This window comes from Klebsiella quasivariicola (genome assembly GCF_002269255.1).
Classification (GTDB): Bacteria; Pseudomonadota; Gammaproteobacteria; order Enterobacterales; family Enterobacteriaceae; genus Klebsiella; species Klebsiella quasivariicola.
The window spans coordinates 4,191,309-4,213,883 of sequence record NZ_CP022823.1 but is presented as its reverse complement, the minus strand read 5'-3'; the positions used below and the strand labels follow the sequence as shown (position 1 = coordinate 4,213,883).

The following is a 22,575-nucleotide window of genomic DNA, read 5'->3' as shown; positions in this document are numbered from 1 at the left end:
GGCTCCTGTTTAAGTTAAGACTTGGTTTGTTCTGATGGCGCGTTGCCTGCGGCTTGCTGTTTGTCATCAGAAGCTACTTCCTGCGCTTTTACCTGCACGCCTGGTTTGATTTTTTGCAGGCCGGTGACGATAACGCGATCGCCGGTTTTCAGACCTTCTGTCACCAGCCATTTATCGCCAATAGCCTGGGTAGCGGTGACCTGGCGAACTTCGACTTTATCGCCTTCGCCTACCACCATGACGCTGGCGTCGCCACGAGGAGTACGGGTCACACCCTGCTGCGGCACAAGCAGTGCGTCAGGGTTGACACCTTCTTCCAGCCGCGCACGCACAAACATCCCAGGTAACAGGGTGTGGTCCGGGTTCGGGAAAATAGCGCGCAATGTGATAGAACCAGTGGTCTGATCGACAGTCACATCCGAGAATTCCAGCGTACCGCCCTGCGGGTATTTAACACCGTCGTTAGTCACCAGCTCGACTTTAGCTTTACCGTTTTCCTGTTTCAGGCGGCCGTCGGCCAGCTCCTGTTTCAGGCGCAGGAAATCGTTGCTCGACTGGGTGACGTCAACATAGATCGGGTCCAGTTGCTGAACGGTTGCCAGCGCGGTCGACTGACCATTCTGCACCAGCGCCCCTTCGGTCACGGCGGATTTACCAATACGGCCGCTAATAGGTGAAGTGACTTTGGTGTAGGCCAGATTGATGCGCGCGGTTTCAACAGCCGCTTTTGCTGCCACCACGGCCGCATTGCTCTGCTGTGCTGTCGCAACGGCGGTATCGTAGTCTTGTTGACTGATATATTTAGTGCCTAACAGTTTCTGATAACGCTTGACCGTCAGTTGATCCATGTTCGCCGCCGCCTGGGCTTTTGCCAGGTCGCCTTTGGCGCTGTCATAGCTGGCCTGATAGGTGGCGGGATCGATCTGATACAGGGAGACGCCGGCCTGGATATCGCTACCTTCAACGAAGTTACGTTTCAAAATAATGCCACTGACCTGAGGACGGACTTCCGCAATGCGATAGGCGCTGGTGCGGCCTGGCAGTTCGGTGGTTATTTGTAGAGGTGCGGATTTGAGCGTCACAATACCGACTTCCGGCATATGCTGGGCTCCCTGTTGAGCCGGTTTGTCGTCACATCCTGTTAGCGCTAAGCTGCCTGAGAGCATCAGAACGACCGCCAGAGGCGTTAACCCTCTGTTTTTGTTCATATGTAAACCTCGAGTGTCCAATTTCAAAATGTTCAGTGGCTCAAACAACCACAAACCCACTACAGTCTTTCTATTATGGTCATGCTATGGTACATACATTCACAAATGTATGTAAACGTAACCTCTGTAAAGTCATTAACCTATGGCACGAAAAACCAAACAACAGGCACGTGAGACCCGGCAACTGATTCTGGATGTTGCTCTGCGTCTGTTTTCGCAGCAAGGCGTATCATCTACCTCGTTGGCAACAATTGCAAAAGCTGCAGGTGTAACGAGGGGAGCTATCTACTGGCATTTCAAGAATAAGTCAGATCTATTCAATGAAATTTGGGAGCTGTCAGACGCCAGTATTAGCGATCTCGAAACTGAGTATCGGGCAAAATTCCCTAACGATCCACTCTCAGTTATCAGGGAGATATTAGTCTATGTTCTTGAAGCGACGGTGACAGAAGAGCGCCGCCGGTTGATGATGGAGATTATCTTTCATAAATGTGAATTTGTCGGTGAGATGACCGTGGTGCAGCAGGCCCAGCGGCAACTCTCCCTGGCGAGCTATGAGCGTATCGAGCAGACCTTAAAAGAGTGCATCGCCGCGAAGCTGTTGCCCGCTAATTTGCTCACCCGGCGGGCGGCCGTGTTAATGCGCAGCTATCTCTCTGGACTGATGGAAAACTGGTTGTTTGCCCCCGACTCGTTCGACCTGCATGCGGAGGCGCGTGACTATGTCGCGATTCTGCTGGAAATGTATCAATACTGTCCTACGCTACGTGGCCCGGAGAGTCTGTCCGCGTAGTAGCGTGTGCGGATGGACGTGAATTTTTAGCGCCGTCCGCCGCTATTCGTCAGGGAAGAGAAGTGCTATTCTGCGCGCTTGCGACGACCCCCGGTATACTCCGGCATTTGCATTCATTCATATTACTATGCTGCACACGATCTCCAGGCAACGCGCCACGTTCATCTTTATCATCACTCTGTTCTGTTTCATGGGCTTTTTCAGCTCAGGCCAGGCCCGCGCCGCGGACATTCCTGATCGGGCGGACGTGCAGAGCCAGCTCAACACGTTAAATAAACAAAAAGAACTGACGCCGCAGGACAAACTGGTCCAGCAGGATTTGACCCAAACGCTGGAAACGCTGGATAAAATCGAGCGAGTCAAAAGCGAGACGACGCAGCTGCGCCAGCAGGTCGAGCAGGCGCCAGCGAAGCTGCGCCAGGCGGTAGATAACCTTAACAATTTGAGCGACGTTCCTAACGATGACGCCACGCGCAAAACGCTGAGTACGCTCTCTTTGCGGCAACTGGAGTCGCGCGTCACCCAGACGCTGGACGATCTGCAGAATGCGCAAAACGATTTGGCGACCTACAACAGTCAACTGGTCTCTCTGCAAACGCAACCAGAACGGGTGCAGAACGCCATGTACAGCGCCTCTCAGCAGCTGCAGCAGATCCGCAATCGACTGAATGGCACCTCGGTGGGGGAGGAGACCTTGCGTCCCTCCCAGCAATCGCTGCTCCTGGCCCAGCAGGCATTGCTCAACGCGCAGATCGAACAGCAGCGTAAGAGCCTTGAAGGCAACACCGTCCTGCAGGATACCCTGCAGAAACAGCGTGACTACGTCACCGCCTGGAGCAACCGGCTGGAGCATCAGCTGCAGCTGCTGCAGGAGGCGGTAAACAGCAAGCGGCTGACGCTGACCGAAAAAACGGCCCAGGAGGCGGTGACCCCGGATGAAACGGCGCGCATTCAGGCCAATCCGCTGGTCAAACAAGAGCTGGATATTAACCATCAGCTCAGCGAGAAGCTGATCCAGGCAACAGAGAACGGTAACCAGCTGGTGCAGCGCAATATTCAGGTGAAGAACTGGCTCGACCGTGCGCTGCAGTCTGAGCGAGATATCAAAGAGCAAATTTCTGTTCTGCGGGGGAGCCTGCTACTGTCGCGCATTCTTTACCAGCAGCAACAAACATTACCGTCGGCGGACGAACTGCAGGATATGACGAACCGTATCGCCGACCTGCGGCTCGAACAGTTTGAGGTGAACCAGCAGCGCGACGCGCTGTTCCAGAGCGATGCCTTTGTCGCCAAACTGGAAGAGGGGCACAGCAGCGAAGTAAACGATGAAGTGCACGACGCGCTGCTGGAAGTGATCGATATGCGTCGTGAACTGCTCGACCAGTTCAACAAACAGCTGGGGAACCAGCTGATGATGGCCATCAATCTGCAGATCAACCAGCAACAGCTGATGAGCGTCTCGAGCAGCCTGAAGGAAATTCTGACCCAGCAAATTTTCTGGGTAAACAGTAATAAACCGATGGACTGGGAGTGGATTAAGGCCTTCCCGGAAGCGCTGAAAGGTCAGTTTAAGGCGATGAAAATCACCGTGAACTGGGAAAAAGCGTGGCCCGCGGTGTTTATCGCTTTCCTGGCCGGTTTACCACTGCTGCTGATTGCCGGACTGATCCGCTGGCGTCTGCAGTGGCTGAAGGATTATCAGGCTAAGCTGGCTTCCCAGGTGGGGCAACTGCGCAATGATACCCAGCTGCATACGCCAAAGGCGATCCTGATCGACCTGATTCGGGCCTTACCGGTGGTGCTGGTGATTTTGGCGATTGGCCTGATCTTACTCACCATGCAGCTTAATATCAGCGGTTTGCTGTGGGCGTACAGTAAAAAGCTGGCCATGTTCTGGCTGGTCTTTGGCCTGTGCTGGAAAGTGCTGGAAAAGAACGGCGTGGCGGTCAGCCACTTCAATATGCCTGCGCAGTTGACCAGCCACTGGCGGCGACAAATTGTTCGCGTCAGCCTCGCGTTGCTGCCGCTGAATTTCTGGTCGGTGATTTCCGAGCTGTCGCCACTGAACCTGATGGACGACGTGCTGGGGCAGTTTGTGATTTTCTTCAATCTGCTGCTGATTGCCGTGCTGGTCTGGCCGATGTGCCGGGAAAGCTGGCGTGATAAAGAATCACACAGCCTGCGCCTGCTGACGATCACGGTGTTGTCTATCGTCCCGGTAGCCCTGATGGTGCTGACGGCGACCGGCTACTTCTACACCACGCTGCGTCTGGCGGGACGCTGGATCGAGACCGTCTATCTGGTGATGATCTGGAACCTGCTGTACCAGACCGTGCTGCGCGGCCTGAGCGTGGCGGCGCGGCGTATCGCCTGGCGCCGGGCGCTGGCGCGCCGTCAGCACCTGGTGAAGGAAGGCGCGGAAGGCGCCGAGCCGCAGGAGGAGCCGACCATCGCTCTCGAGCAGGTCAACCAGCAGACGCTGCGCATCACCATGCTGGTGATGGTCGCGCTGTTCGCGGTGATGTTCTGGGCGATTTGGTCTGATTTGATCACCGTTTTCGCCTACCTCGACAGCATTACCCTCTGGCACTACAACGGCACCGAAGCGGGGGCCAGCGTGGTGCGCAGCGTCACGATGGGCAGCCTGTTGTTCGCTATTGTGGCGTCAATGGTCGCCTGGGCGCTAATCCGCAACCTGCCGGGTTTGCTGGAGGTGCTGGTTCTGTCGCGGCTCAACATGCGTCAGGGAACCTCCTACGCCATCACCACTATTCTCAACTATGCGATTATCGCTATCGGCGCGATGACGGTATTCGGGGCGCTGGGCGTCTCCTGGGATAAACTGCAATGGCTGGCGGCTGCCCTGTCGGTTGGTTTAGGTTTTGGTTTGCAGGAGATCTTCGGTAACTTCGTCTCCGGCCTGATTATTCTGTTCGAACGTCCGGTGCGCATTGGGGATACGGTGACTATCGGGACCTTCTCGGGGACGGTAAGCAAAATCCGTATTCGCGCCACTACCATCACCGATTTTGATCGCAAAGAGGTGATCATCCCGAACAAAGCGTTTGTTACCGAGCGCTTGATCAACTGGTCGCTCTCCGACACTGTGACTCGCGTGGTGATCCGCCTTGGCGTCGCCTATGGCTCCGATCTGGATAAAGTGAAAGAGGTGCTGCTGAAGGCCGCGCACGATCATCCGAAAGTGATGCAGGAGCCGGCGCCTGCGGTTTTCTTCACCACCTTCGGGGCCAGTACGCTGGATCATGAACTGCGTTTGTATGTTCGTGAACTGCGCGATCGCAGCTACACCGTGGATGAACTCAACCGTGCCATTGACCGCCTGTGCCGGGAGAATGACATCAACATTGCCTTTAACCAGCTGGAAGTTCATCTGCGCAATGAAAAAGGTGATGAAGTCACGGAAGTGAAGCGGGACGGGAAAGGCGACGATCTGGCGCCCTCCGTTGCATCTTAACGAAAGTGGGGCGGTGCAAAGCCGCCCCCGCTGCCTCAGGGCGCCAGCGCGGCGAGTTCCTCGTCGCTGAGTCCGGTGAGTTCCTGCACGGTTTGACGTTCGAGGCCGCGCGCCAGCATTCTGGCGGCGATGCTGCGAGTGGCTTCCTGCTCACCCTCCTGCTGCCCCTGTTTACGGCCTTTCTCTTCCAGCCATTCGGCAATGGTCATCATTAGCTCCTTATGCCTGGGCGACTGCGCCGCCAGCGTGCGGATCAGCGCCCCCGGATGTTCCGTGGTTCCCGCCTGCAACATATAGCGCAGCAGCGTATTCAGCTGCGCTTCTGTCAGATAGCCTTGGGTCATCAGCGCAATCAACGGCACCTGCAGCTCGGCCAAATCGCGATGGCGGATATGCTTTTGCAGTAGCTCCAGCATGGCCATCCGCCGATGACGGACGATCTGATTATCTGGCATTACGGTGAGGTCCACCAGCGGAAAATCATCGCTATAGAGCGCCTTCGCCAGCGTCGGATCGGCGAATAGCTGTTGCCAGTTTCGGGCCCATGGCCAGGGGCTAACTTTGCCGTGATAAAACAAAATCGGCACTACCAGCGGCAGCGTGTCGTGGCCGGCGTCAAGATGACGCTGCATGGCGGCCAGCGCATAGCGCAGCAGGCGAAACGCCATCAACTTGTCCGGCGTGCTCTGGTGCTCAATCAGAGCGTAAACATAGCCCGCTCCGTGATGTGTGCGCAGTGAGTAAAGGATATCGGAATAGCTGGCGCGCAGGTCCTCTTCAACAAAGCTACCGGAAACCAGCTGCAGCGAATCCAGTTCGCAGATCGCCAGAAACGGCGCGGGCAGATACAGCTGCAAAAAATCTTTCGCGATCGCCTGATGCATTAACATCTGGCGAAAAACCGCGTCGTGTGGGGTTTGACTGACTTTTTCCATAAATACTGCCTCCATTAGCGTCATGCTCAGAGGACCACTCTGCCAGCACTCCGCCGGAGGCAACATCCTACTTCTCAGGAGATTGCGACCCGCTTTCCACGTTCTTTAACTTATTTGCATAATCCCGCCGGACAATTTCCAGCGCGGCCAGCACGGTTGGCGCCGGGATCTGATGCGATTCCAGCAACATGATTAAATCGACGGCCAGTTTGACCTCATCGGATGCATTTTCCAGTGACATAGCCTCTCCTGTCAGCGCGTCAGCCGCGCCAGTACGTTTTCAATCTTGTCCAGCGCCTGTCGGCAGCGCGCCAGCCGGCCGTTGTAGACGTCGACTTCTCTGGCCAGCAGCAGCTGCTCCTCAAGGCTGGTTGTCTGCGTCAACAGCTTCTGACGTTGGTCGCGCATCGCCAGCAGGCGGCGCTCATACTCCTGATGCTGCAGACGGCGGCGTTGCCAGCGGCTCAGCGTTGGCGAAGCATCATCCCAACTACGCAAGGACCAGGTCGCGGTTTCCCGTCTCAACGCGGCGATTTGCGCCGCCAGACGCTCGGCAATCCAGACCACCTGCGGCAGCTGCTGGCGCTCAACGGCCTGTCTCAGTTGGGAAAAATTTTGCCGGGCTTCCGCCAGATAGTCCTGCATCAGCGTGCTGCGGGTATGAAAGAGCTGACGGTCAAAGCGCGGGCTCAGGGTCGCGTGCTCCGACAGCGGCGCCACCAGCGCGGCCAGCTCGCTGAGCTGATCGTTCAGCGTTTGTAAAAGTTGAGCTGTTTTCACCACACCTCTCCATTCCCTTCCAGCCAACTGTGCTACAGTAGCCTCATCTGTTTGATAACGATTCGCATTATGCCACCTGTTATTTTAACCATTATCGGCTGGATGGCGGTAGCGCTGGGTACGCTGGGGATCTTCTTACCCCTGCTGCCGACGACGCCGTTTATCCTGCTTGCCGCCTGGTGCTTTGCCCGCTCATCGCCGCGCTTTCACCAGTGGCTGCTGTATCGCTCCTGGTTTGGCGGCTATCTTCGCCACTGGCAACAGTATCGTGCCATGCCTCGCGGCGCCAAACCGCGCGCTATTGCGATGATCGTGGTGACTTTTGCTATTTCGCTATGGCTGGTTAAGCTTACGTGGGTGCGCATCATGCTGTTGGTCATTCTGGCCTGTCTGCTGATCTTTATGTGGCGCATTCCGGTGGTTGACGCAAAGCAACAAAAGCACTGATGCGCAATAATGCCTGTTGCAATTGTTGCCAACAGCCAGTAAATTCTGGCGTTTTCGAGCGCGGGTAAGCCTGGTCAAAGGTTAAGCAAATGTTTCTTTGGCCCATTTTGCACGCCCGTGGGTAACACCGTTTCAATCAGGCATACACTTATGACCGCAACTGCACAGCAGCTTGAATATCTGAAGAACAGCATCCAAAGCGTCCAGGATTATCCGAAACCGGGCATCCTTTTCCGCGATGTCACCAGCTTACTGGAAGACCCAAAAGCCTACGCGCTTAGCATTGAACTGCTGACCGAGCGTTATAAAAACGCCGGCATCACCAAAGTGGTGGGGACCGAAGCGCGTGGCTTCCTGTTCGGCGCACCGGTTGCGCTGGCGCTGGGCGTAGGCTTTGTTCCGGTACGCAAGCCGCGTAAGTTGCCGCGTGAAACCATTGCCGAGAGCTATGAACTGGAGTACGGCACCGATCAGCTGGAGATCCACGTTGACGCCATTAAACCGGGCGACAAAGTGCTGGTGGTGGACGATCTGCTGGCGACCGGCGGCACCATCGACGCGACGGTCAAACTGATCCGCCGTCTTGGCGGCGAAGTACACGATGCCGCTTTCATTATCAACCTCTTCGATCTGGGCGGCGAACAGCGCCTGGAAAAGCTGGGGATCCACTGCTACAGCCTGGTGCCGTTCCCGGGCCACTAAGCAAATCCCTCCACATAGCCTCGCCGATCGGGCGGGGCTGTGATAGCATGACCCCTTCGTGATTTCACCTTCCAGCGTTTCAGAGCCAGCCCATGAGTTATCAGGTCTTAGCCCGTAAATGGCGCCCACAAACCTTTGCTGACGTCGTCGGCCAGGAACATGTGCTGACCGCACTGGCGAACGGCTTGTCGTTAGGGCGCATTCACCACGCTTATCTTTTTTCCGGTACCCGCGGGGTCGGTAAGACCTCCATCGCCCGCCTGCTGGCGAAAGGGTTAAACTGTGAATCCGGCATCACCGCCACCCCTTGCGGCGTGTGCGATAACTGCCGGGAAATTGAACAAGGGCGTTTTGTCGATCTGATTGAGATTGACGCCGCCTCGCGAACCAAAGTCGAAGATACCCGCGATCTGCTGGATAACGTCCAGTACGCGCCGGCCCGGGGCCGCTTTAAGGTCTATCTCATCGACGAAGTCCATATGCTGTCGCGCCACAGCTTCAATGCGTTATTAAAAACGCTGGAGGAGCCGCCAGCGCACGTCAAATTCCTGCTGGCGACGACGGATCCGCAGAAGCTGCCGGTGACGATCTTATCCCGCTGCCTGCAGTTCCACCTGAAGGCGCTGGACGTTGAACAGATCCGCCATCAGCTGGAGCATATTCTTGGCCAGGAGCAGATTGCCTTTGAGCCCCGCGCGCTACAGCTGTTGTCGCGGGCGGCTGACGGTAGCCTGCGCGATGCCTTAAGCCTGACCGATCAGGCGATTGCCAGTGGAGAAGGGCAACTGACAGCGGCATCGGTGAGTGCCATGCTCGGTACGCTCGATGACGATCAGGCATTGTCGCTGATTGAAGCGCTGGTCGCCGCCGACGGCGAGCGGGTGATGGCGGGTGTCAATGACGCCGCCGCGCGCGGCGTCGAATGGGAGGCGCTGCTGGTGGAGATGCAGAGCCTGCTGCACCGCATAGCCATGGTTCAGCTGTCACCTTCGGCGCTGGGCGCGGACATGGCCGCTGTCGAAGTGCGGATGCGCGAACTGGCGCGGACCGTACCGCCGGGCGACGTTCAGTTGTACTACCAGACGCTGTTGATAGGCCGCAAAGAGCTGCCTTATGCGCCGGATCGGAGGATGGGCGTCGAAATGACGCTGCTGCGTGCCCTGGCGTTTCATCCGCGTAAGCCGCTGCCAGAGCCGGAAGTGCAGCCGGTACAGGCCGCTGCGCCCGTGCCGCGCCAGCCAGTTGCCCCCGCAGCACCGCCACCGTCGGCGCAGAGTTTGCCGCCGACCACCAGCCAGGTGCTGGCGGCCCGCAGCCACCTGCAGCGCAGTCAGGGAGCAACCACCCCAAAAAAGAGTGAACCGGCAGCCGCTTCCCGCGCGCGGCCGGTGAATAACGCTGCGCTGGAACGACTGAGTTCGATTACCGAGCGCGTGCAGGCTCGTCCGGCCGCTGCGGCGCTTGAGCAGGTCCCGGCGAAGAAAGAAGCCTATCGCTGGAAGGCGACGACGGTGGTGGAAGAGTCCAAAGTCGAAGTCGCCACGCCAAAAGCGCTGAAAAAAGCGCTGGAGCATGAAAAAACGCCGGAGCTGGCGGCCAAGCTCGCCGAAGAAGCGGTCGAGCGCGACAGCTGGGCGGCGGAAGTGAGCCGGCTGGCGGTGCCAAAGCTGGTCGAGCAGGTGGCGCTCAACGCGTGGAAAGAGCAGGAGGGCAGCCGTGTCTGCCTGCATCTGCGCCCCAGCCAGCGCCACCTCAATTCTGCCGGCGCCCAGCAAAAGCTGGCTGAAGCGCTGGGGGTGTTGTACGGTACGCCGGTTGAATTGACCATCGTGGAAGACGATAATCCCGCGATGCGCACGCCGCTGGAGTGGCGGCAGGCTATTTATGAAGAGAAGCTCGCGCAGGCGCGCGAAGCGATTATTGCGGATAATAACATTCAGACTCTGCGTCGTTTCTTCGATGCGGACCTGGATGAAGAGAGTATCCGCCCCATTTGACTGCAAGTTGGACTTGCAGTCAGTACCCTTAATGATGACTGACTGAGAGAGAAGCCTATGTTTGGTGGAAAAGGCGGCCTGGGTAACCTGATGAAACAGGCCCAGCAGATGCAAGACAAAATGCAGAAAATGCAGGAAGAGATCGCTCAGCTGGAAGTGACCGGCGAGTCCGGCGCGGGTCTGGTAAAAGTGACCATTAACGGCGCACACAACTGCCGCCGCGTGGAAATCGACCCAAGCCTGCTGGAAGATGATAAAGAGATGCTGGAAGATCTGGTGGCTGCCGCGTTTAACGACGCCGCGCGCCGTATCGAAGAGACCCAGAAAGAGAAGATGGCCTCTGTTTCTGCCGGTATGCAGCTGCCGCCAGGCTTCAAGATGCCGTTCTGATGCAAACCAGTCCGCTGTTAACTCAGCTTATGGAAGCGCTGCGCTGTCTGCCGGGCGTTGGCCCGAAGTCGGCGCAGCGTATGGCGTTTACCCTGCTACAGCGCGATCGCAGCGGCGGGATGCGCCTGGCGCAGGCGCTGACGCGCGCGATGTCGGAGATCGGCCACTGCGCCGATTGCCGCACCTTCACCGAGCAGGAGGTGTGCAATATTTGCAGCAACCCGCGTCGCCAGGAAAACGGCCAGATCTGCGTGGTGGAGAGTCCGGCGGACATCCACGCCATTGAGCAGACCGGGCAGTATTCCGGCCGCTATTTCGTGCTGATGGGGCACCTGTCGCCGCTCGACGGCATCGGGCCTGATGACATCGGGCTCGATCGCCTTGAGCAACGGCTTGAGGCGGAGTCGATCACCGAGGTGATCCTCGCCACTAACCCGACCGTTGAGGGTGAGGCGACGGCCAACTACATCGCGGAGCTGTGCGCGCAGTATGGCGTTGACGCCAGCCGAATCGCCCACGGCGTGCCGGTGGGCGGCGAGCTGGAGATGGTCGACGGCACCACGCTGTCGCACTCGCTGGCTGGTCGCCACAAGATTACTTTCTGAACAAATGGAGGCGGCCAGCGCCGCCTCCGCTTGAAAAATTTCCCCGCAGTCCCCATCTCCCACTCAACGGTTTTTTACCCCATTTAAAATGGCATTGTTGAGGTTGAATCAGATGAAAGGACAAGAAACTCGTGGTTTTCAGTCAGAGGTAAAGCAACTTCTGCACTTGATGATCCATTCCCTCTATTCCAACAAAGAAATCTTTCTGCGTGAGCTGATTTCCAACGCCTCTGATGCGGCCGATAAGCTGCGTTTCCGCGCGCTGTCGCAGCCGGATTTGTATGAGGGCGATGGCGAGCTGCGCGTACGGGTTTCGTTTGATAAAGACAACCGCACCCTGACCATTGCCGATAACGGTATCGGCATGAACCGGGAAGAGGTTATCGACCATCTCGGCACCATCGCTAAATCCGGTACCAAAGCGTTTCTGGAATCGATGGGTTCCGACCAGGCGAAAGACAGCCAGCTGATCGGCCAGTTTGGCGTCGGCTTCTACTCGGCCTTCATTGTTGCCGACAAAGTGACCGTGCGTACCCGTGCGGCGGGCGACAAGCCGGAAAACGGCGTGTTCTGGGAATCCGCCGGCGAAGGCGAATATACTGTAGCTGATATCACCAAAGCCGATCGCGGCACCGAAATCACCCTGCATCTGCGCGAAGGCGAAGACGATTTCCTCAACGACTGGCGCGTGCGCTCGATCATCAGCAAGTATTCCGACCATATCGCGCTGCCGGTTGAGATTGAAAAACGGGAAGAGAAAGACGGCGAAACCGTTATCAGCTGGGAAAAAATCAACAAGGCGCAGGCCCTGTGGACCCGCAGCAAATCTGAAGTTAACGACGACGAATACAAAGAGTTCTACAAGCACATTGCCCATGACTACAGCGACCCGCTGACCTGGAGCCACAACCGCGTGGAAGGTAAGCAGGAGTACACCAGCCTGCTGTATATCCCGTCGCAGGCGCCTTGGGATATGTGGAACCGCGATCATAAACACGGCCTGAAGCTGTACGTGCAGCGTGTGTTCATCATGGACGACGCCGAGCAGTTTATGCCGAACTACCTGCGCTTCGTGCGCGGTCTGATCGATTCCAACGATCTGCCGCTGAACGTCTCGCGTGAAATCCTGCAGGACAGCAGCGTGACCCGCAACCTGCGCACCGCGCTGACCAAACGCGCGCTGCAGATGCTGGATAAGCTGGCGAAAGACGACGCTGAAAAATATCAGACCTTCTGGAAACAGTTCGGCCTGGTGCTGAAAGAGGGCCCGGCGGAAGATCCGAGCAACCAGGAGGCGATCGCCAAACTGCTGCGCTTCGCCACTACCCATACTGACTCCTCCGCGCAGACCGTGTCGCTGGAAGAGTACGTCTCGCGCATGAAAGAAGGCCAGGAGAAGATCTACTACATCACGGCCGACAGCTATGCGGCGGCGAAGAGCAGCCCGCATCTGGAGCTGCTGCGTAAGAAAGGGATCGAAGTGCTGCTGCTCTCCGATCGCATCGACGAATGGATGATGAGCTACCTGACCGAGTTCGACGGCAAAGCGTTCCAGTCTGTCGCTAAAGCCGACGAGTCGCTGGATAAGCTGGCGGATGAAGTGGACGAGTCCACCAAAGAAGCCGAAAAAGCGCTGGAGCCGTTCGTTGAGCGGGTGAAAAACCTGCTTGGCGACCGGGTGAAAGAGGTGCGTCTGACCCATCGTCTGACCGACACCCCGGCGATTGTTACCACCGATGCCGATGAGATGAGCACGCAGATGGCGAAGCTGTTCGCTGCAGCGGGCCAGGCGGCCCCGGAAGTGAAATACATCTTCGAACTGAACCCGGCGCATCAGCTGGTGAAACGCGCTGCCGATACCCAGGATGACGCGCAGTTCGGCGAATGGGTAGAACTGCTGCTGGATCAGGCGCTGCTGGCCGAGCGCGGCACGCTTGAAGATCCGAACCAGTTTATCCGTCGTATGAACCAGCTGCTGGCGTCGTAAGTTTCATCTGTAAACGGAGACCCTCACCCTAACCCTCTCCCTGAAGGGAGAGGGGATGTCCCGGCAGCGGGCTGGTTTTCTCCCTCTCCCTGGGGGAGAGGGATGTCCCGGCAGCGGCTGGTTTTCTCCCTCTCCCTGGGGGAGAGGGCCGGGGTGAGGGGCATAATCCTCCCTGTCGGTAAAATATCTCACCATTAACCGTTTCAGCCGCACCGCCTTCCTTGAGCCATCGCCGTTCTGGTGGTATGGTTTAGCGTTTTTGAAAAATTGAATCGACTTTTGAGGGGATTTTCGTAATGCGTATTATTCTGCTTGGCGCTCCGGGCGCGGGTAAAGGAACTCAGGCTCAGTTCATCATGGAGAAATACGGTATTCCGCAAATCTCCACCGGCGATATGCTGCGCGCGGCGGTAAAATCCGGCTCTGAGCTCGGTAAGCAAGCGAAAGACATTATGGACGCCGGCAAGCTGGTGACCGATGAGCTGGTCATCGCGCTGGTGAAAGAGCGTATCGCCCAGGAAGATTGCCGTAACGGCTTCCTGCTGGACGGCTTCCCGCGCACCATTCCGCAGGCTGACGCCATGAAAGAAGCGGGTATTACCGTTGATTACGTGCTGGAATTCGACGTGCCGGACGAACTGATCGTCGACCGCATCGTTGGCCGTCGCGTTCATGCGGCATCCGGTCGCGTATACCACATCAAATTTAATCCGCCGAAGGTGGAAGGCAAAGACGACGTGACCGGCGAAGAGCTGACCACCCGTAAAGACGATCAGGAAGAGACCGTGCGTAAACGCCTGGTGGAATACCATCAGATGACAGCGCCGCTGATCGGCTACTACACCAAAGAAGCGCAGGCGGGTAACACCAAATACGCCAAAGTCGACGGCACCAAAGCGGTAGCTGACGTGCGCGCCGAACTGGAAAAAATCCTCGGCTAATTCAGCCTTTTCTCATCCTGCTGCGGCAGGATGAGAACTCCTCTCATTTCTACCTTTTGCTATGATTGGTTCCGTTTAGCGCCATTTCAGCTACAATTGGCTGCGATTCAAATGGTTAAGAGGCGGTAATGCATCAGACGAAAACAGGTATCTTGCTGGCCAATTTAGGCACTCCCGATGCGCCCACCCCCGGTGCGGTGAAGCGCTATCTGCGACAATTCCTCAGCGACAAACGGGTGGTGGATACGTCTCGTCTGCTATGGTGGCCGCTGCTGCGCGGCGTCATACTGCCGATTCGCTCCCCGCGCGTGGCGAAGCTCTATCAGTCTGTCTGGATGGAGGAGGGCTCACCGCTGATGGTATACAGCCGCCGCCAGCAGCAGGCGCTGGCCGCCAGGCTGCCGGATACCCCGGTGGCGCTGGGCATGAGCTATGGTTCGCCGTCGCTGGCCAGCGCGGTGGATGATTTACTGGCGCAGGGGGTGGAGCACATCGTAGTGCTGCCGTTGTATCCGCAATATTCCTGCTCGACGGTGGCCGCCGTCTGGGATGAGCTGGCGCGGATCCTTGCGAAAAAACGCGCCATTCCGGGTATCTCGTTTATTCGCGACTATGCCGATCGCCCGGACTATATCCATGCGCTGGCGGCCAGCGTGCGCGCCTCCTTCGCGGTGCATGGTGAACCCGATCTGCTGCTGCTCTCCTATCATGGGATCCCGCAGCGCTATGCCAACCAGGGGGATGACTATCCTCAGCGCTGTCGCGATACCACGCGGGAGCTGGTCTCGGCGCTGGGGCTGCCGCCGGAGCGGGTGATGATGACCTTCCAGTCGCGCTTTGGCCGCGAACCCTGGCTGACGCCCTACACCGATGAAACGCTAAAAATGCTCGGTGAAAAGGGGACGAAGCATATCCAGGTGCTGTGCCCGGGCTTTGCCGCCGATTGTCTCGAAACGCTGGAAGAGATCGCCGTCCAGAACCGGGAAATTTTCCTCGAAGCGGGTGGCAAGCAATATGAATATATTCCGGCGCTTAATGCTGACGAGGCGCATATTGAAATGATGGTCAATCTGACGGCGCCTTATCGCTGATCGCGCGCAGGGCGGGGAATATGCTACTATTTCCCGCTTGTTCCCTGTTATTTAAGCGCCACTATGAAATTTCCCGGTAAACGCAAATCCAAACACTATTTTCCCGTTAACGCCCGCGACCCGCTACTCCAGCAAATACAGCCGGAAAATGAATCCAGCGTCTCCTGGGTAGTCGGTATCGACCAGACGCTGGTGGATATCGAAGCGAAGGTGGATGACGCGTTTATCGTGCGCTATGGCCTGAGCGCGGGCCACTCGCTGGTGATTGAAGATGACGTCGCGGAGGCGCTGTACCAGGAGCTGGTGCGCAACAATCTCATCACCCATCAGTTTGCCGGCGGCACGATCGGCAATACCATGCACAACTACTCGGTACTGGCGGACGATCGCTCGGTGCTGCTTGGCGTGATGTGCAGCAATATCGAAATCGGCGGCTATGCCTATCGCTACCTGTGCAATACCTCCAGCCGTACCGATCTGAATTACCTGCAGGGCGTCGACGGCGCCATTGGCCGCTGTTTTACCCTGATCAGCGACAGCGGCGAGCGTACCTTCGCCATCAGCCCGGGTCATATGAATAAGCTGCGCCCGGAAAGCATTCCGGAAGCGGTGATCGCCGGCGCCTCGGCGCTGGTGCTGACCTCCTACCTGGTACGGTGCAAGCCGGGCGAGCCGATGCCGGACGCGACGATGAAAGCCATCGAGTATGCCAAAAAGCATGATGTGCCGGTGGTGCTAACCCTCGGAACCAAATACGTGATTGCCGATAACCCGGCGTGGTGGCAGCAGTTCCTCCAGGAGCATGTCTCTATTCTGGCGATGAATGAAGAAGAAGGGGAAGCCCTGACTGGCCTTGCCGATCCGCTGTCGGCGGCGGATAAAGCGCTGGACTGGGTCGACCTGGTGCTGTGCACCGCCGGCCCGGCGGGTCTGTATATGGCGGGCTTTACCGAAGAAGAGGCGAAGCGTAAAACCCAGCATCCGCTGCTGCCGGGGGCGATCCCGGAGTTTAACCAGTTTGAATTCAGTCGCGCGATGCGCCATCAGGACTGCGTTAATCCGCTGCGTATCTATTCGCATATCGCCCCGTATATGGGCGGGCCTGAAAAAATCATGAACACCAACGGCGCAGGCGACGGCGCGCTGGCGGCGCTGCTGCATGATATCACCGCCAATAACTACCATCGCAATAACGTGCCCAACTCCAGCAAACACAAATGCAAATGGCTGACCTACTCCTCGCTGGCGCAGGTGTGTAAATATGCCAACCGGGTGAGCTATCAGGTGCTGAACCAGCATTCGCCGCGTTTAACTCGCGGCCTGCCGGAACGTGAGGACAGCCTGGAAGAGGCATACTGGGAGCGTTAAGCGAGCCCCTCTCCCGACGGGGAGAGGGACGCACATCAGCCGGTGACCACTTCCCCGGCGGGTGGTGTTTCCAGAAGCTGCAGCATGGCGCGAGCAATCTCCCGTTCGCCCATCACCACCTGATTAGCCCCGCGGTCGATGATGTAGTCCACTTCGTCATCGTAATGGGCGCGCGCGATAATCTCGATATTCGGGCATTTTTCCCGTGCGGAAGCGACAATCTCTCCGGCCTCGTAGCCGTTGGGGATAGTCAGCAGCAGCCAGCGGGCGCAGTCGAGATGCGCCAGCTCCATGATCTCTTCATTGGCGGCATTACCCAGCACCGCGCTGATCCCACGCTCGCGTAGCTCATCCACGCGGGTACGCGAGGTTTCAACCACCACCAGCGGGATCCCCTGGGCCATCAGCTTCTCGCCCAGCAGGCTGCCGACGCGGCCGAAGCCGACCAGCAGCGCGTGGTTGCAGATATCGACTGGCACCTGCTTCTCATCCTCCAGGACCTCTTCCAGCGTCTGCTCGTCGAGGGTTTCGGTTTTATCGAGATATTTTTCCAGCAGGGTGAACAGCACCGGGTTGAGCATAATCGAGATGATTGCCCCGGCCAGCACCAGGTTTTGCCCGGCCTGCGGCAGCAGGTTCAGCGCCATTCCCAGGCCAGCGAGAATAAAGGCAAACTCACCAATCTGCGCCAGGCTGGCGGCAATGGTCAGCGCGGTACGCGGCGAGTGGCCAAACATCCGCACGAGGAAAAAGGCGGCCGCAGATTTACCAAAGATAATAATCGCCAGCGTCGCCAGCACCGCCAGCGGCTGTTGCACGAGCACCATCGGGTCAAACAGCATGCCGACGGAGACAAAGAACAGCACCGCGAAGGCGTCGCGCAGCGGCAGGGTGTCATGGGCGGCGCGGTGGCTCAGCTCGGATTCGTTAAGCACCATACCGGCGAAGAAGGCGCCAAGGGCGAAGGAGACATCAAACAGCTCCACGGCGCCGAAGGCGATGCCCAGCGCCAGGGCCAGCACCGACAGGGTGAACAGCTCGCGAGAGCCAGTGGCGGCACTGCGCGACATGATCCATGGCACCAGCCGACGGCCAACCAGCATCATGATGGCGATAAAGGCCACCACTTTGCCAATGGTGATCCCGAGGTCGAGAGCCAGAGAGGCGAAGCCGACGTTGCCTTTCTCCGCCATGCCGGCAATCGCCGGCAGCAGGACCAGCGTCAGGACCATCACCAGGTCCTCTACAATTAACCAGCCGATGGCAATCTGCCCGCGCTGACTGTCAATCAGCTGCCGTTCCTCCAGCGCGCGCAGTAGCACCACGGTACTGGCGGTGGAGAGACACAGGCCAAAGACGATGCCGGTCATCAGCGACCAGCCGAGGGCGGCGGAGAGTGCCATACCCAGCAGCGTCGCCACGGCTATCTGGGCGATGGCGCCGGGAATGGCGATCGACTTTACCGCCATCAGGTCTTTCAGGGAAAAATGCAGCCCAACGCCGAACATCAGCAGAATAACGCCGAGTTCTGCCAGTTCCGGTGCCAGTTTGGTGTCAGCAACAAAGCCAGGGGTGAAAGGTCCGGCCAGCACGCCCGCTAAGAGATATCCCACCAGAGGAGAAATACGTAGCTTATTGGCAATCATGCCGAGAATAAAGGCGAGCACGAGGCCGCCGACAATGGTGGTGATAAGCGGTGTTGCGTGGTGCATTCCGTCTCCTTTCCAGTGGTGTATCGGTCCATTTTGCTACCCTATCCGGGTAATAGTTTATGACAAAAACGTTCACTTTGTTTATGAATAATTCTTGAATTGTGCAAAAAAATGCAATTAGCCGATAAAAAGGCACAGAAGGGAAAATCGCGAGGGGAATGCCTGAATCAGGCTGATGATACAAGGGATAACGGCGGCCAGCGTTACACTTTGGCCGCCGGATAATCAGGCTTTTTGCCGGTTATCAGGAAGAAATATCGTCAGGAATCCCAGCAGTGGCAGGAAGGCGCAGATTTTATAAACCAGATCGATGCTGGTATGGTCCGCCAGCAGGCCAAGTACCGCGGCGCCGAGGCCACCCATGCCAAAGGCGAAGCCGAAGAACAGGCCAGAAACCATGCCAATTCGGCCCGGCAGCAGCTCCTGCGCATAGACCAGGATAGCGGAAAAGGCCGAGGCGAGGATAAAACCAATAATCACCGTCAAAATCCCCGTCCATTCAAGGCTGGCATAGGGTAAAACGAGGGTAAACGGCGCCACGCCGAGGATAGAGCCCCAAATAACATATTTTCGCCCGATCTTATCGCCAACCGGCCCGCCGATTACCGTCCCGGCGGCAACCGCGAACAGGAAGGCAAACAGATGAAGCTGGGCATTTTGCACCGATAATCCGAACTTATGCATCAGATAAAAGGTGTAATAGCTGCTGATGCTCGCCATATAGAAGTATTTCGAGAAAATCAGCATTAACAGGATGCTGACGGCCAGGATAACCTTATTACGCGGCAGCGGATTAACGATGACCTGCTTCGGTTTGCCCTTATTCATCCGATGCTGCGCGGCATACCAGCGGCTGATTTGCGACAGCACCACGATAGCCAACAGCGCGGCCAGCACGAACCAGGCAACGTTGCCCTTGCCATAGGGAGCGATAATCACCGCCGCCAGCAATGGGCCAAGCGAGCTGCCGAAGTTGCCGCCGACCTGGAACAGCGACTGGGCCAGGCCGTGACGGCCGCCGGAGGCCATCCGAGCCACGCGGGACGATTCCGGATGGAAAACCGAGGAGCCGGTACCCACCAGCGCCGCGGCCAGCAGCACCATGCCGAAACTCCCGGCCAGCGCCAGGAGAATTAAACCGCAGAGGGTGAAACACATACCCACCGGCAGCGACCACGGCATCGAGCGTTTATCGGTGATGTAGCCAATCACCGGCTGGAACAGCGATGAGGTAAGCTGGAAAGTGAGGGTGATCATCCCGATCTGTACGAAGGTGAGGGAAAACTCAGCCTGCAACAGCGGGTAGATAGCCAGAATGAGCGACTGGATCATATCGTTAAGCAAATGGGACAGGCTGATCGCGCCTAAGATGCCAAACGAGGTGCGTGCTTTTTGCGGCGGCGCAGCGGGGCCGGACAGGGGTTGAGCGGTCTGATTGATTGCCATAGGTTCACGTCACTTTTTTATATAGCTTTCGTCATTTGTACGCCATGGCGACGGCCCTGATTTTCCCGTCTACTACATGGGAAATATGACCAACGGGCAGACGCAATGCCATACAACGCGAAGGCGTATAGAGGATGCAGGTGGAATTATTATCCAACTAACATACCTGTCCTTAGGGGTTGAAGGAAGTCGCAATTCTGAAAACATATTTGTCAACGCGGCTAACTCGCTATACTTTCGGCACTTGGGATTAAGTCAGGGAGTGAAGCATGCAGTATTTTAAACATCGCGTAGCGCTGGCGTTATTTGCCGCCTTATCGCTGGGCAGCCTGTCCGCGCAGGCCTATGAGCAGGATAAAACCTATAAAATTACCATCCTGCACACCAACGATCACCATGGCCATTTCTGGCGCAATGACTACGGCGAATATGGTCTGGCGGCGCAGAAAACGCTGGTCGATGGCATCCGCAAAGAGGTAGCGGCGGAAGGGGGGAGCGTCCTGTTGTTATCCGGCGGCGATATTAATACCGGCGTGCCGGAGTCTGATTTACAGGATGCAGAGCCTGATTTTCGCGGCATGAACCTGATCGGCTACGACGCGATGGCGGTGGGTAACCATGAATTTGATAATCCGCTAAGCGTGCTGCGCCAGCAGGAAAAATGGGCCAAGTTCCCGTTCCTGTCGGCCAATATTTATCAGAAAAGCACCGGCGAACGGCTGTTCAAACCCTGGGCGCTGTTTAAGCGCGGCGGGCTGAAAATCGCGGTGATTGGCTTAACCACCGACGATACGGCCAAGATTGGCAATCCGGAATATTTCACCGATATCGAATTCCGCAAACCGGCGGAAGAGGCGAAGCTGGTTATCCAGGAGCTGCAGCAGAATGAAAAGCCGGACGTGATCCTGGCCACCACCCATATGGGCCATTACGACAATGGCAACCACGGCTCCAACGCGCCGGGCGACGTGGAAATGGCGCGCAGTTTACCTGCGGGATCGCTGGCGATGATCGTCGGCGGTCACTCGCAGGATCCGGTGTGCATGGCGTCGGAAAATAAAAAGCAGGTCGACTATGTGCCAGGGACGCCGTGCGCCCCGGATCGTCAGAACGGCATCTGGATCGTCCAGGCGCATGAGTGGGGCAAATACGTCGGCCGCGCCGATTTTGAGTTCCGCAACGGTGAAATGAAGCTGGTGCACTATCAGCTGATCCCGGTGAACCTGAAGAAAAAAGTGACTTACGATAACGGCCAAAGTGAGCGGATGCTGTATACGCCGCAGATCGCCGAGAACCCGCAGATGATGTCGCTGCTGACGCCGTTCCAGAACAAAGGCAAGGCGCAACTGCAGGTCAAGATCGGCAGCGTGAACGGTCATCTGGAGGGCGATCGCAGTAAAGTGCGCTTCGTGCAGACCAATATGGGCCACCTGCTGCTGGCGGCGCAAATGGCGCGCAGCAACGCGGATTTCGCGGTGATGAGCGGCGGCGGGATCCGCGACTCCATCGAAGCGGGGGATATCACCTATAAGGATGTGATGAAAGTCCAGCCGTTCGGCAATGTGCTGACCTATGTCGATATGAGCGGCAAGGAGGTGGTGGATTATCTGACCGCCGTCGCGCAGATGAAGCCGGATTCCGGCGCCTATCCGCAGTTTGCCAACGTCAGCTTTGTGGCCAAAGACGGCAAGCTGAACGATCTGAAAATCAAAGGCGAACCGGTGGATCCGGCGAAGACCTACCGAATGGCGACATTGAGCTTTAACGCCACCGGCGGCGATGGCTACCCGAACATTGCCGATAAACCCGGGTATGTGAATACCGGCTTTATCGATGCCGAAGTGCTGAAAGAGTATATCGAGAAGAACTCGCCGCTGGATGCGGCAGCCTACGAGCCGAAAGGCGAGGTGAGCTGGCAGTAAGCCCGGGCTTCAGGTTGGCTATTTCCCCGGTGGCGCTGCGCTTACCGGGGCTACGAGTTGGGTGCCCGGATAAGGCGCGTGCGCCGCTATCCGGGATGGTGTGCTTAATCGCGGCGGGCGATATCGGCGAACTTCGCGTCCAGAAGCTGCGCCAGATCGCTGGCCGCCAGCTCAATATCCAGCCCGCGTTTGCCGCCGGAAATATAGATAGTGGCAAATTCCTGCGCCGGGGCGTCAATCACCGTCGGCAGGCGTTTCTTCTGCCCCAGCGGACTGATGCCGCCCACCAGATAGCCGGTGATACGCTGCGCCACCATCGGGTCGGCCATGTCGACTTTCTTGGCGCCCAGCGCTTTCGCCACTTTCTTTAAATCCAGCTGCCCGGCGACCGGGGTGACGGCGACCGCCAGATGCTTCATATCGCCGTTAACGGCGATCAGCAGAGTCTTGTAAACCTGGTCGGCATTGAGGCCGAGCTTGCGCACCACTTCATCACCGAAGTTGGTCTCATTGGGATCGTGATCGTAACTGTGGATCTGAAAGGAAATTTTGTTTTTTTCGAGTAATTTAACGGCGGGAGTCATAGCTATCCTTCTTACCAACCGGTTTTGCGTGACGTTAGAATACGCCCGCAGGTTGTCTAAAAAATAGTACCATCTTGCGCAATAGTGTTGGCAGTGATGGTCACTTTGAGCGACAATCAGACGATCCGGGATGCAAATCCCGGGATAATAATAATGATGAAATTCCTCTTTGACGGGCCAATAGCAATATTG

At 57.4% G+C, this 22,575-nt stretch carries 19 protein-coding genes and 1 other annotated feature; of the genes, 12 read left to right on the top strand and 7 right to left on the bottom strand.

Going from position 1 to position 22,575, the window contains the following annotated elements; all coding sequences use genetic code 11:
• Nucleotides 1–14 precede the first annotated feature (14 nt).
• Complete coding sequence (gene acrA / locus B8P98_RS21340) at nucleotides 15–1,208, bottom strand: multidrug efflux RND transporter periplasmic adaptor subunit AcrA (RefSeq protein WP_025710694.1); 1,194 nt, start codon at nucleotides 1,206–1,208, stop codon at nucleotides 15–17.
• 142 nt (nucleotides 1,209–1,350) lie between these two features.
• Here acrA and acrR point away from each other — a divergent pair, with 142 nt between their 5' ends.
• Together acrR and mscK are read left to right on the top strand one after the other, a co-directional pair.
• Nucleotides 1,351–2,001, top strand: a complete 651-nt coding sequence (gene acrR, locus B8P98_RS21335; RefSeq protein WP_080896997.1) for a multidrug efflux transporter transcriptional repressor AcrR — start codon at nucleotides 1,351–1,353, stop codon at nucleotides 1,999–2,001.
• Between the two features lie 127 nt (nucleotides 2,002–2,128).
• The gene (mscK, locus tag B8P98_RS21330; protein WP_095033401.1) at nucleotides 2,129–5,476 is read left to right on the top strand and encodes a mechanosensitive channel MscK; all 3,348 of its coding nucleotides are present in this window, start codon (nucleotides 2,129–2,131) and stop codon (nucleotides 5,474–5,476) included.
• A gap of 35 nt (nucleotides 5,477–5,511) precedes the next feature.
• On the opposite strand, the gene B8P98_RS21325 is transcribed toward mscK, so the two are convergent.
• The 3 genes from B8P98_RS21325 to priC form a co-directional block, all read right to left on the bottom strand.
• Complete coding sequence (locus tag B8P98_RS21325) at nucleotides 5,512–6,411, bottom strand: Rpn family recombination-promoting nuclease/putative transposase (RefSeq protein ID WP_095033400.1); 900 nt, start codon at nucleotides 6,409–6,411, stop codon at nucleotides 5,512–5,514.
• Nucleotides 6,412–6,478: 67 nt separating this feature from the next.
• Entirely contained in the window at nucleotides 6,479–6,652 is a 174-nt protein-coding gene (gene rsmS / locus B8P98_RS21320; RefSeq protein ID WP_080896995.1) for a pleiotropic regulatory protein RsmS, read from the bottom strand.
• Between the two features lie 11 nt (nucleotides 6,653–6,663).
• On the bottom strand, nucleotides 6,664–7,191 hold the full coding sequence (gene priC / locus B8P98_RS21315) for a primosomal replication protein N'' (RefSeq protein WP_080896994.1): 528 nt from the start codon (nucleotides 7,189–7,191) through the stop codon (nucleotides 6,664–6,666).
• A gap of 69 nt (nucleotides 7,192–7,260) precedes the next feature.
• Here priC and B8P98_RS21310 point away from each other — a divergent pair, with 69 nt between their 5' ends.
• The 9 genes from B8P98_RS21310 (at nucleotide 7,261) to B8P98_RS21265 (ending at nucleotide 16,719) form a co-directional block, all read left to right on the top strand.
• Nucleotides 7,261–7,638 carry a DUF454 family protein gene (locus tag B8P98_RS21310; protein ID WP_025710699.1) on the top strand — a complete coding sequence of 126 codons (378 nt, stop codon included), beginning with the start codon at nucleotides 7,261–7,263 and terminating at the stop codon, nucleotides 7,636–7,638.
• Between the two features lie 150 nt (nucleotides 7,639–7,788).
• Nucleotides 7,789–8,340, top strand: coding sequence for an adenine phosphoribosyltransferase (gene apt / locus B8P98_RS21305; protein ID WP_025710700.1), 552 nt, complete (start codon nucleotides 7,789–7,791; stop codon nucleotides 8,338–8,340).
• Between the two features lie 92 nt (nucleotides 8,341–8,432).
• Nucleotides 8,433–10,337, top strand: coding sequence for a DNA polymerase III subunit gamma/tau (gene dnaX, locus B8P98_RS21300; RefSeq protein WP_025710701.1), 1,905 nt, complete (start codon nucleotides 8,433–8,435; stop codon nucleotides 10,335–10,337).
• Nucleotides 9,670–9,734 (top strand) — a sequence feature (DnaX frameshifting element). It overlaps the preceding gene by 65 nt.
• Before the next feature lie 57 nt (nucleotides 10,338–10,394).
• Nucleotides 10,395–10,727 (top strand): YbaB/EbfC family nucleoid-associated protein, encoded by a 333-nt coding sequence (locus tag B8P98_RS21295; RefSeq protein WP_008805448.1) that lies wholly within the window; start codon nucleotides 10,395–10,397, stop codon nucleotides 10,725–10,727.
• The gene (recR, locus tag B8P98_RS21290) at nucleotides 10,727–11,332 is read left to right on the top strand and encodes a recombination mediator RecR (RefSeq protein ID WP_008805449.1); all 606 of its coding nucleotides are present in this window, start codon (nucleotides 10,727–10,729) and stop codon (nucleotides 11,330–11,332) included. The genes B8P98_RS21295 and recR overlap by 1 nt, the downstream gene beginning before the upstream one ends.
• Nucleotides 11,333–11,444: 112 nt before the next feature.
• On the top strand, nucleotides 11,445–13,319 hold the full coding sequence (gene htpG / locus B8P98_RS21285) for a molecular chaperone HtpG (RefSeq protein ID WP_004177228.1): 1,875 nt from the start codon (nucleotides 11,445–11,447) through the stop codon (nucleotides 13,317–13,319).
• Nucleotides 13,320–13,615: 296 nt separating this feature from the next.
• Nucleotides 13,616–14,260, top strand: a complete 645-nt coding sequence (adk, locus tag B8P98_RS21275; protein ID WP_002892184.1) for an adenylate kinase — start codon at nucleotides 13,616–13,618, stop codon at nucleotides 14,258–14,260.
• Nucleotides 14,261–14,388: 128 nt separating this feature from the next.
• Nucleotides 14,389–15,351, top strand: coding sequence for a ferrochelatase (gene hemH, locus B8P98_RS21270; protein ID WP_080896993.1), 963 nt, complete (start codon nucleotides 14,389–14,391; stop codon nucleotides 15,349–15,351).
• Nucleotides 15,352–15,414: 63 nt separating this feature from the next.
• On the top strand, nucleotides 15,415–16,719 hold the full coding sequence (locus B8P98_RS21265) for an inosine/guanosine kinase (protein WP_025710703.1): 1,305 nt from the start codon (nucleotides 15,415–15,417) through the stop codon (nucleotides 16,717–16,719).
• A 35-nt stretch (nucleotides 16,720–16,754) separates the two neighbouring features.
• Here the strand turns inward: B8P98_RS21265 and ybaL are convergent, their stop codons facing one another.
• Nucleotides 16,755–18,431: a YbaL family putative K(+) efflux transporter gene (ybaL, locus tag B8P98_RS21260; protein WP_025710704.1), complete on the bottom strand. Its 1,677-nt coding sequence runs from the start codon at nucleotides 18,429–18,431 to the stop codon at nucleotides 16,755–16,757.
• A 225-nt stretch (nucleotides 18,432–18,656) separates the two neighbouring features.
• Nucleotides 18,657–19,877, bottom strand: a complete 1,221-nt coding sequence (locus tag B8P98_RS21255; protein ID WP_095033399.1) for an MFS transporter — start codon at nucleotides 19,875–19,877, stop codon at nucleotides 18,657–18,659.
• Nucleotides 19,878–20,146: 269 nt separating this feature from the next.
• On the opposite strand from B8P98_RS21255, the gene ushA reads away from it, so the two are divergent.
• Nucleotides 20,147–21,799: a bifunctional UDP-sugar hydrolase/5'-nucleotidase UshA gene (gene ushA, locus B8P98_RS21250; RefSeq protein ID WP_095033398.1), complete on the top strand. Its 1,653-nt coding sequence runs from the start codon at nucleotides 20,147–20,149 to the stop codon at nucleotides 21,797–21,799.
• A gap of 104 nt (nucleotides 21,800–21,903) precedes the next feature.
• Here the strand turns inward: ushA and ybaK are convergent, their stop codons facing one another.
• Nucleotides 21,904–22,383, bottom strand: coding sequence for a Cys-tRNA(Pro)/Cys-tRNA(Cys) deacylase YbaK (gene ybaK, locus B8P98_RS21245; RefSeq protein ID WP_080924889.1), 480 nt, complete (start codon nucleotides 22,381–22,383; stop codon nucleotides 21,904–21,906).
• Nucleotides 22,384–22,575: the final 192 nt, after the last annotated feature.

What these genes read in the sequence shown, in the direction of transcription:
- recR (WP_008805449.1), top strand. Translation starts at nt 10,727, where the DNA reads ATGCAAACCAGTCCGCTGTTAACTCAGCTTATGGAAGCGCTGCGCTGT.
- mscK (WP_095033401.1), top strand. Translation starts at nt 2,129, where the DNA reads ATGCTGCACACGATCTCCAGGCAACGCGCCACGTTCATCTTTATCATC.
- acrA (WP_025710694.1), bottom strand. Translation starts at nt 1,208, where the DNA reads ATGAACAAAAACAGAGGGTTAACGCCTCTGGCGGTCGTTCTGATGCTC.
- ybaK (WP_080924889.1), bottom strand. Translation starts at nt 22,383, where the DNA reads ATGACTCCCGCCGTTAAATTACTCGAAAAAAACAAAATTTCCTTTCAG.
- ybaL (WP_025710704.1), bottom strand. Translation starts at nt 18,431, where the DNA reads ATGCACCACGCAACACCGCTTATCACCACCATTGTCGGCGGCCTCGTG.
- acrR (WP_080896997.1), top strand. Translation starts at nt 1,351, where the DNA reads ATGGCACGAAAAACCAAACAACAGGCACGTGAGACCCGGCAACTGATT.
- apt (WP_025710700.1), top strand. Translation starts at nt 7,789, where the DNA reads ATGACCGCAACTGCACAGCAGCTTGAATATCTGAAGAACAGCATCCAA.
- dnaX (WP_025710701.1), top strand. Translation starts at nt 8,433, where the DNA reads ATGAGTTATCAGGTCTTAGCCCGTAAATGGCGCCCACAAACCTTTGCT.
- htpG (WP_004177228.1), top strand. Translation starts at nt 11,445, where the DNA reads ATGAAAGGACAAGAAACTCGTGGTTTTCAGTCAGAGGTAAAGCAACTT.
- B8P98_RS21310 (WP_025710699.1), top strand. Translation starts at nt 7,261, where the DNA reads ATGCCACCTGTTATTTTAACCATTATCGGCTGGATGGCGGTAGCGCTG.
- adk (WP_002892184.1), top strand. Translation starts at nt 13,616, where the DNA reads ATGCGTATTATTCTGCTTGGCGCTCCGGGCGCGGGTAAAGGAACTCAG.
- B8P98_RS21255 (WP_095033399.1), bottom strand. Translation starts at nt 19,877, where the DNA reads ATGGCAATCAATCAGACCGCTCAACCCCTGTCCGGCCCCGCTGCGCCG.
- B8P98_RS21265 (WP_025710703.1), top strand. Translation starts at nt 15,415, where the DNA reads ATGAAATTTCCCGGTAAACGCAAATCCAAACACTATTTTCCCGTTAAC.
- ushA (WP_095033398.1), top strand. Translation starts at nt 20,147, where the DNA reads ATGCAGTATTTTAAACATCGCGTAGCGCTGGCGTTATTTGCCGCCTTA.
- hemH (WP_080896993.1), top strand. Translation starts at nt 14,389, where the DNA reads ATGCATCAGACGAAAACAGGTATCTTGCTGGCCAATTTAGGCACTCCC.
- rsmS (WP_080896995.1), bottom strand. Translation starts at nt 6,652, where the DNA reads ATGTCACTGGAAAATGCATCCGATGAGGTCAAACTGGCCGTCGATTTA.
- B8P98_RS21325 (WP_095033400.1), bottom strand. Translation starts at nt 6,411, where the DNA reads ATGGAAAAAGTCAGTCAAACCCCACACGACGCGGTTTTTCGCCAGATG.
- B8P98_RS21295 (WP_008805448.1), top strand. Translation starts at nt 10,395, where the DNA reads ATGTTTGGTGGAAAAGGCGGCCTGGGTAACCTGATGAAACAGGCCCAG.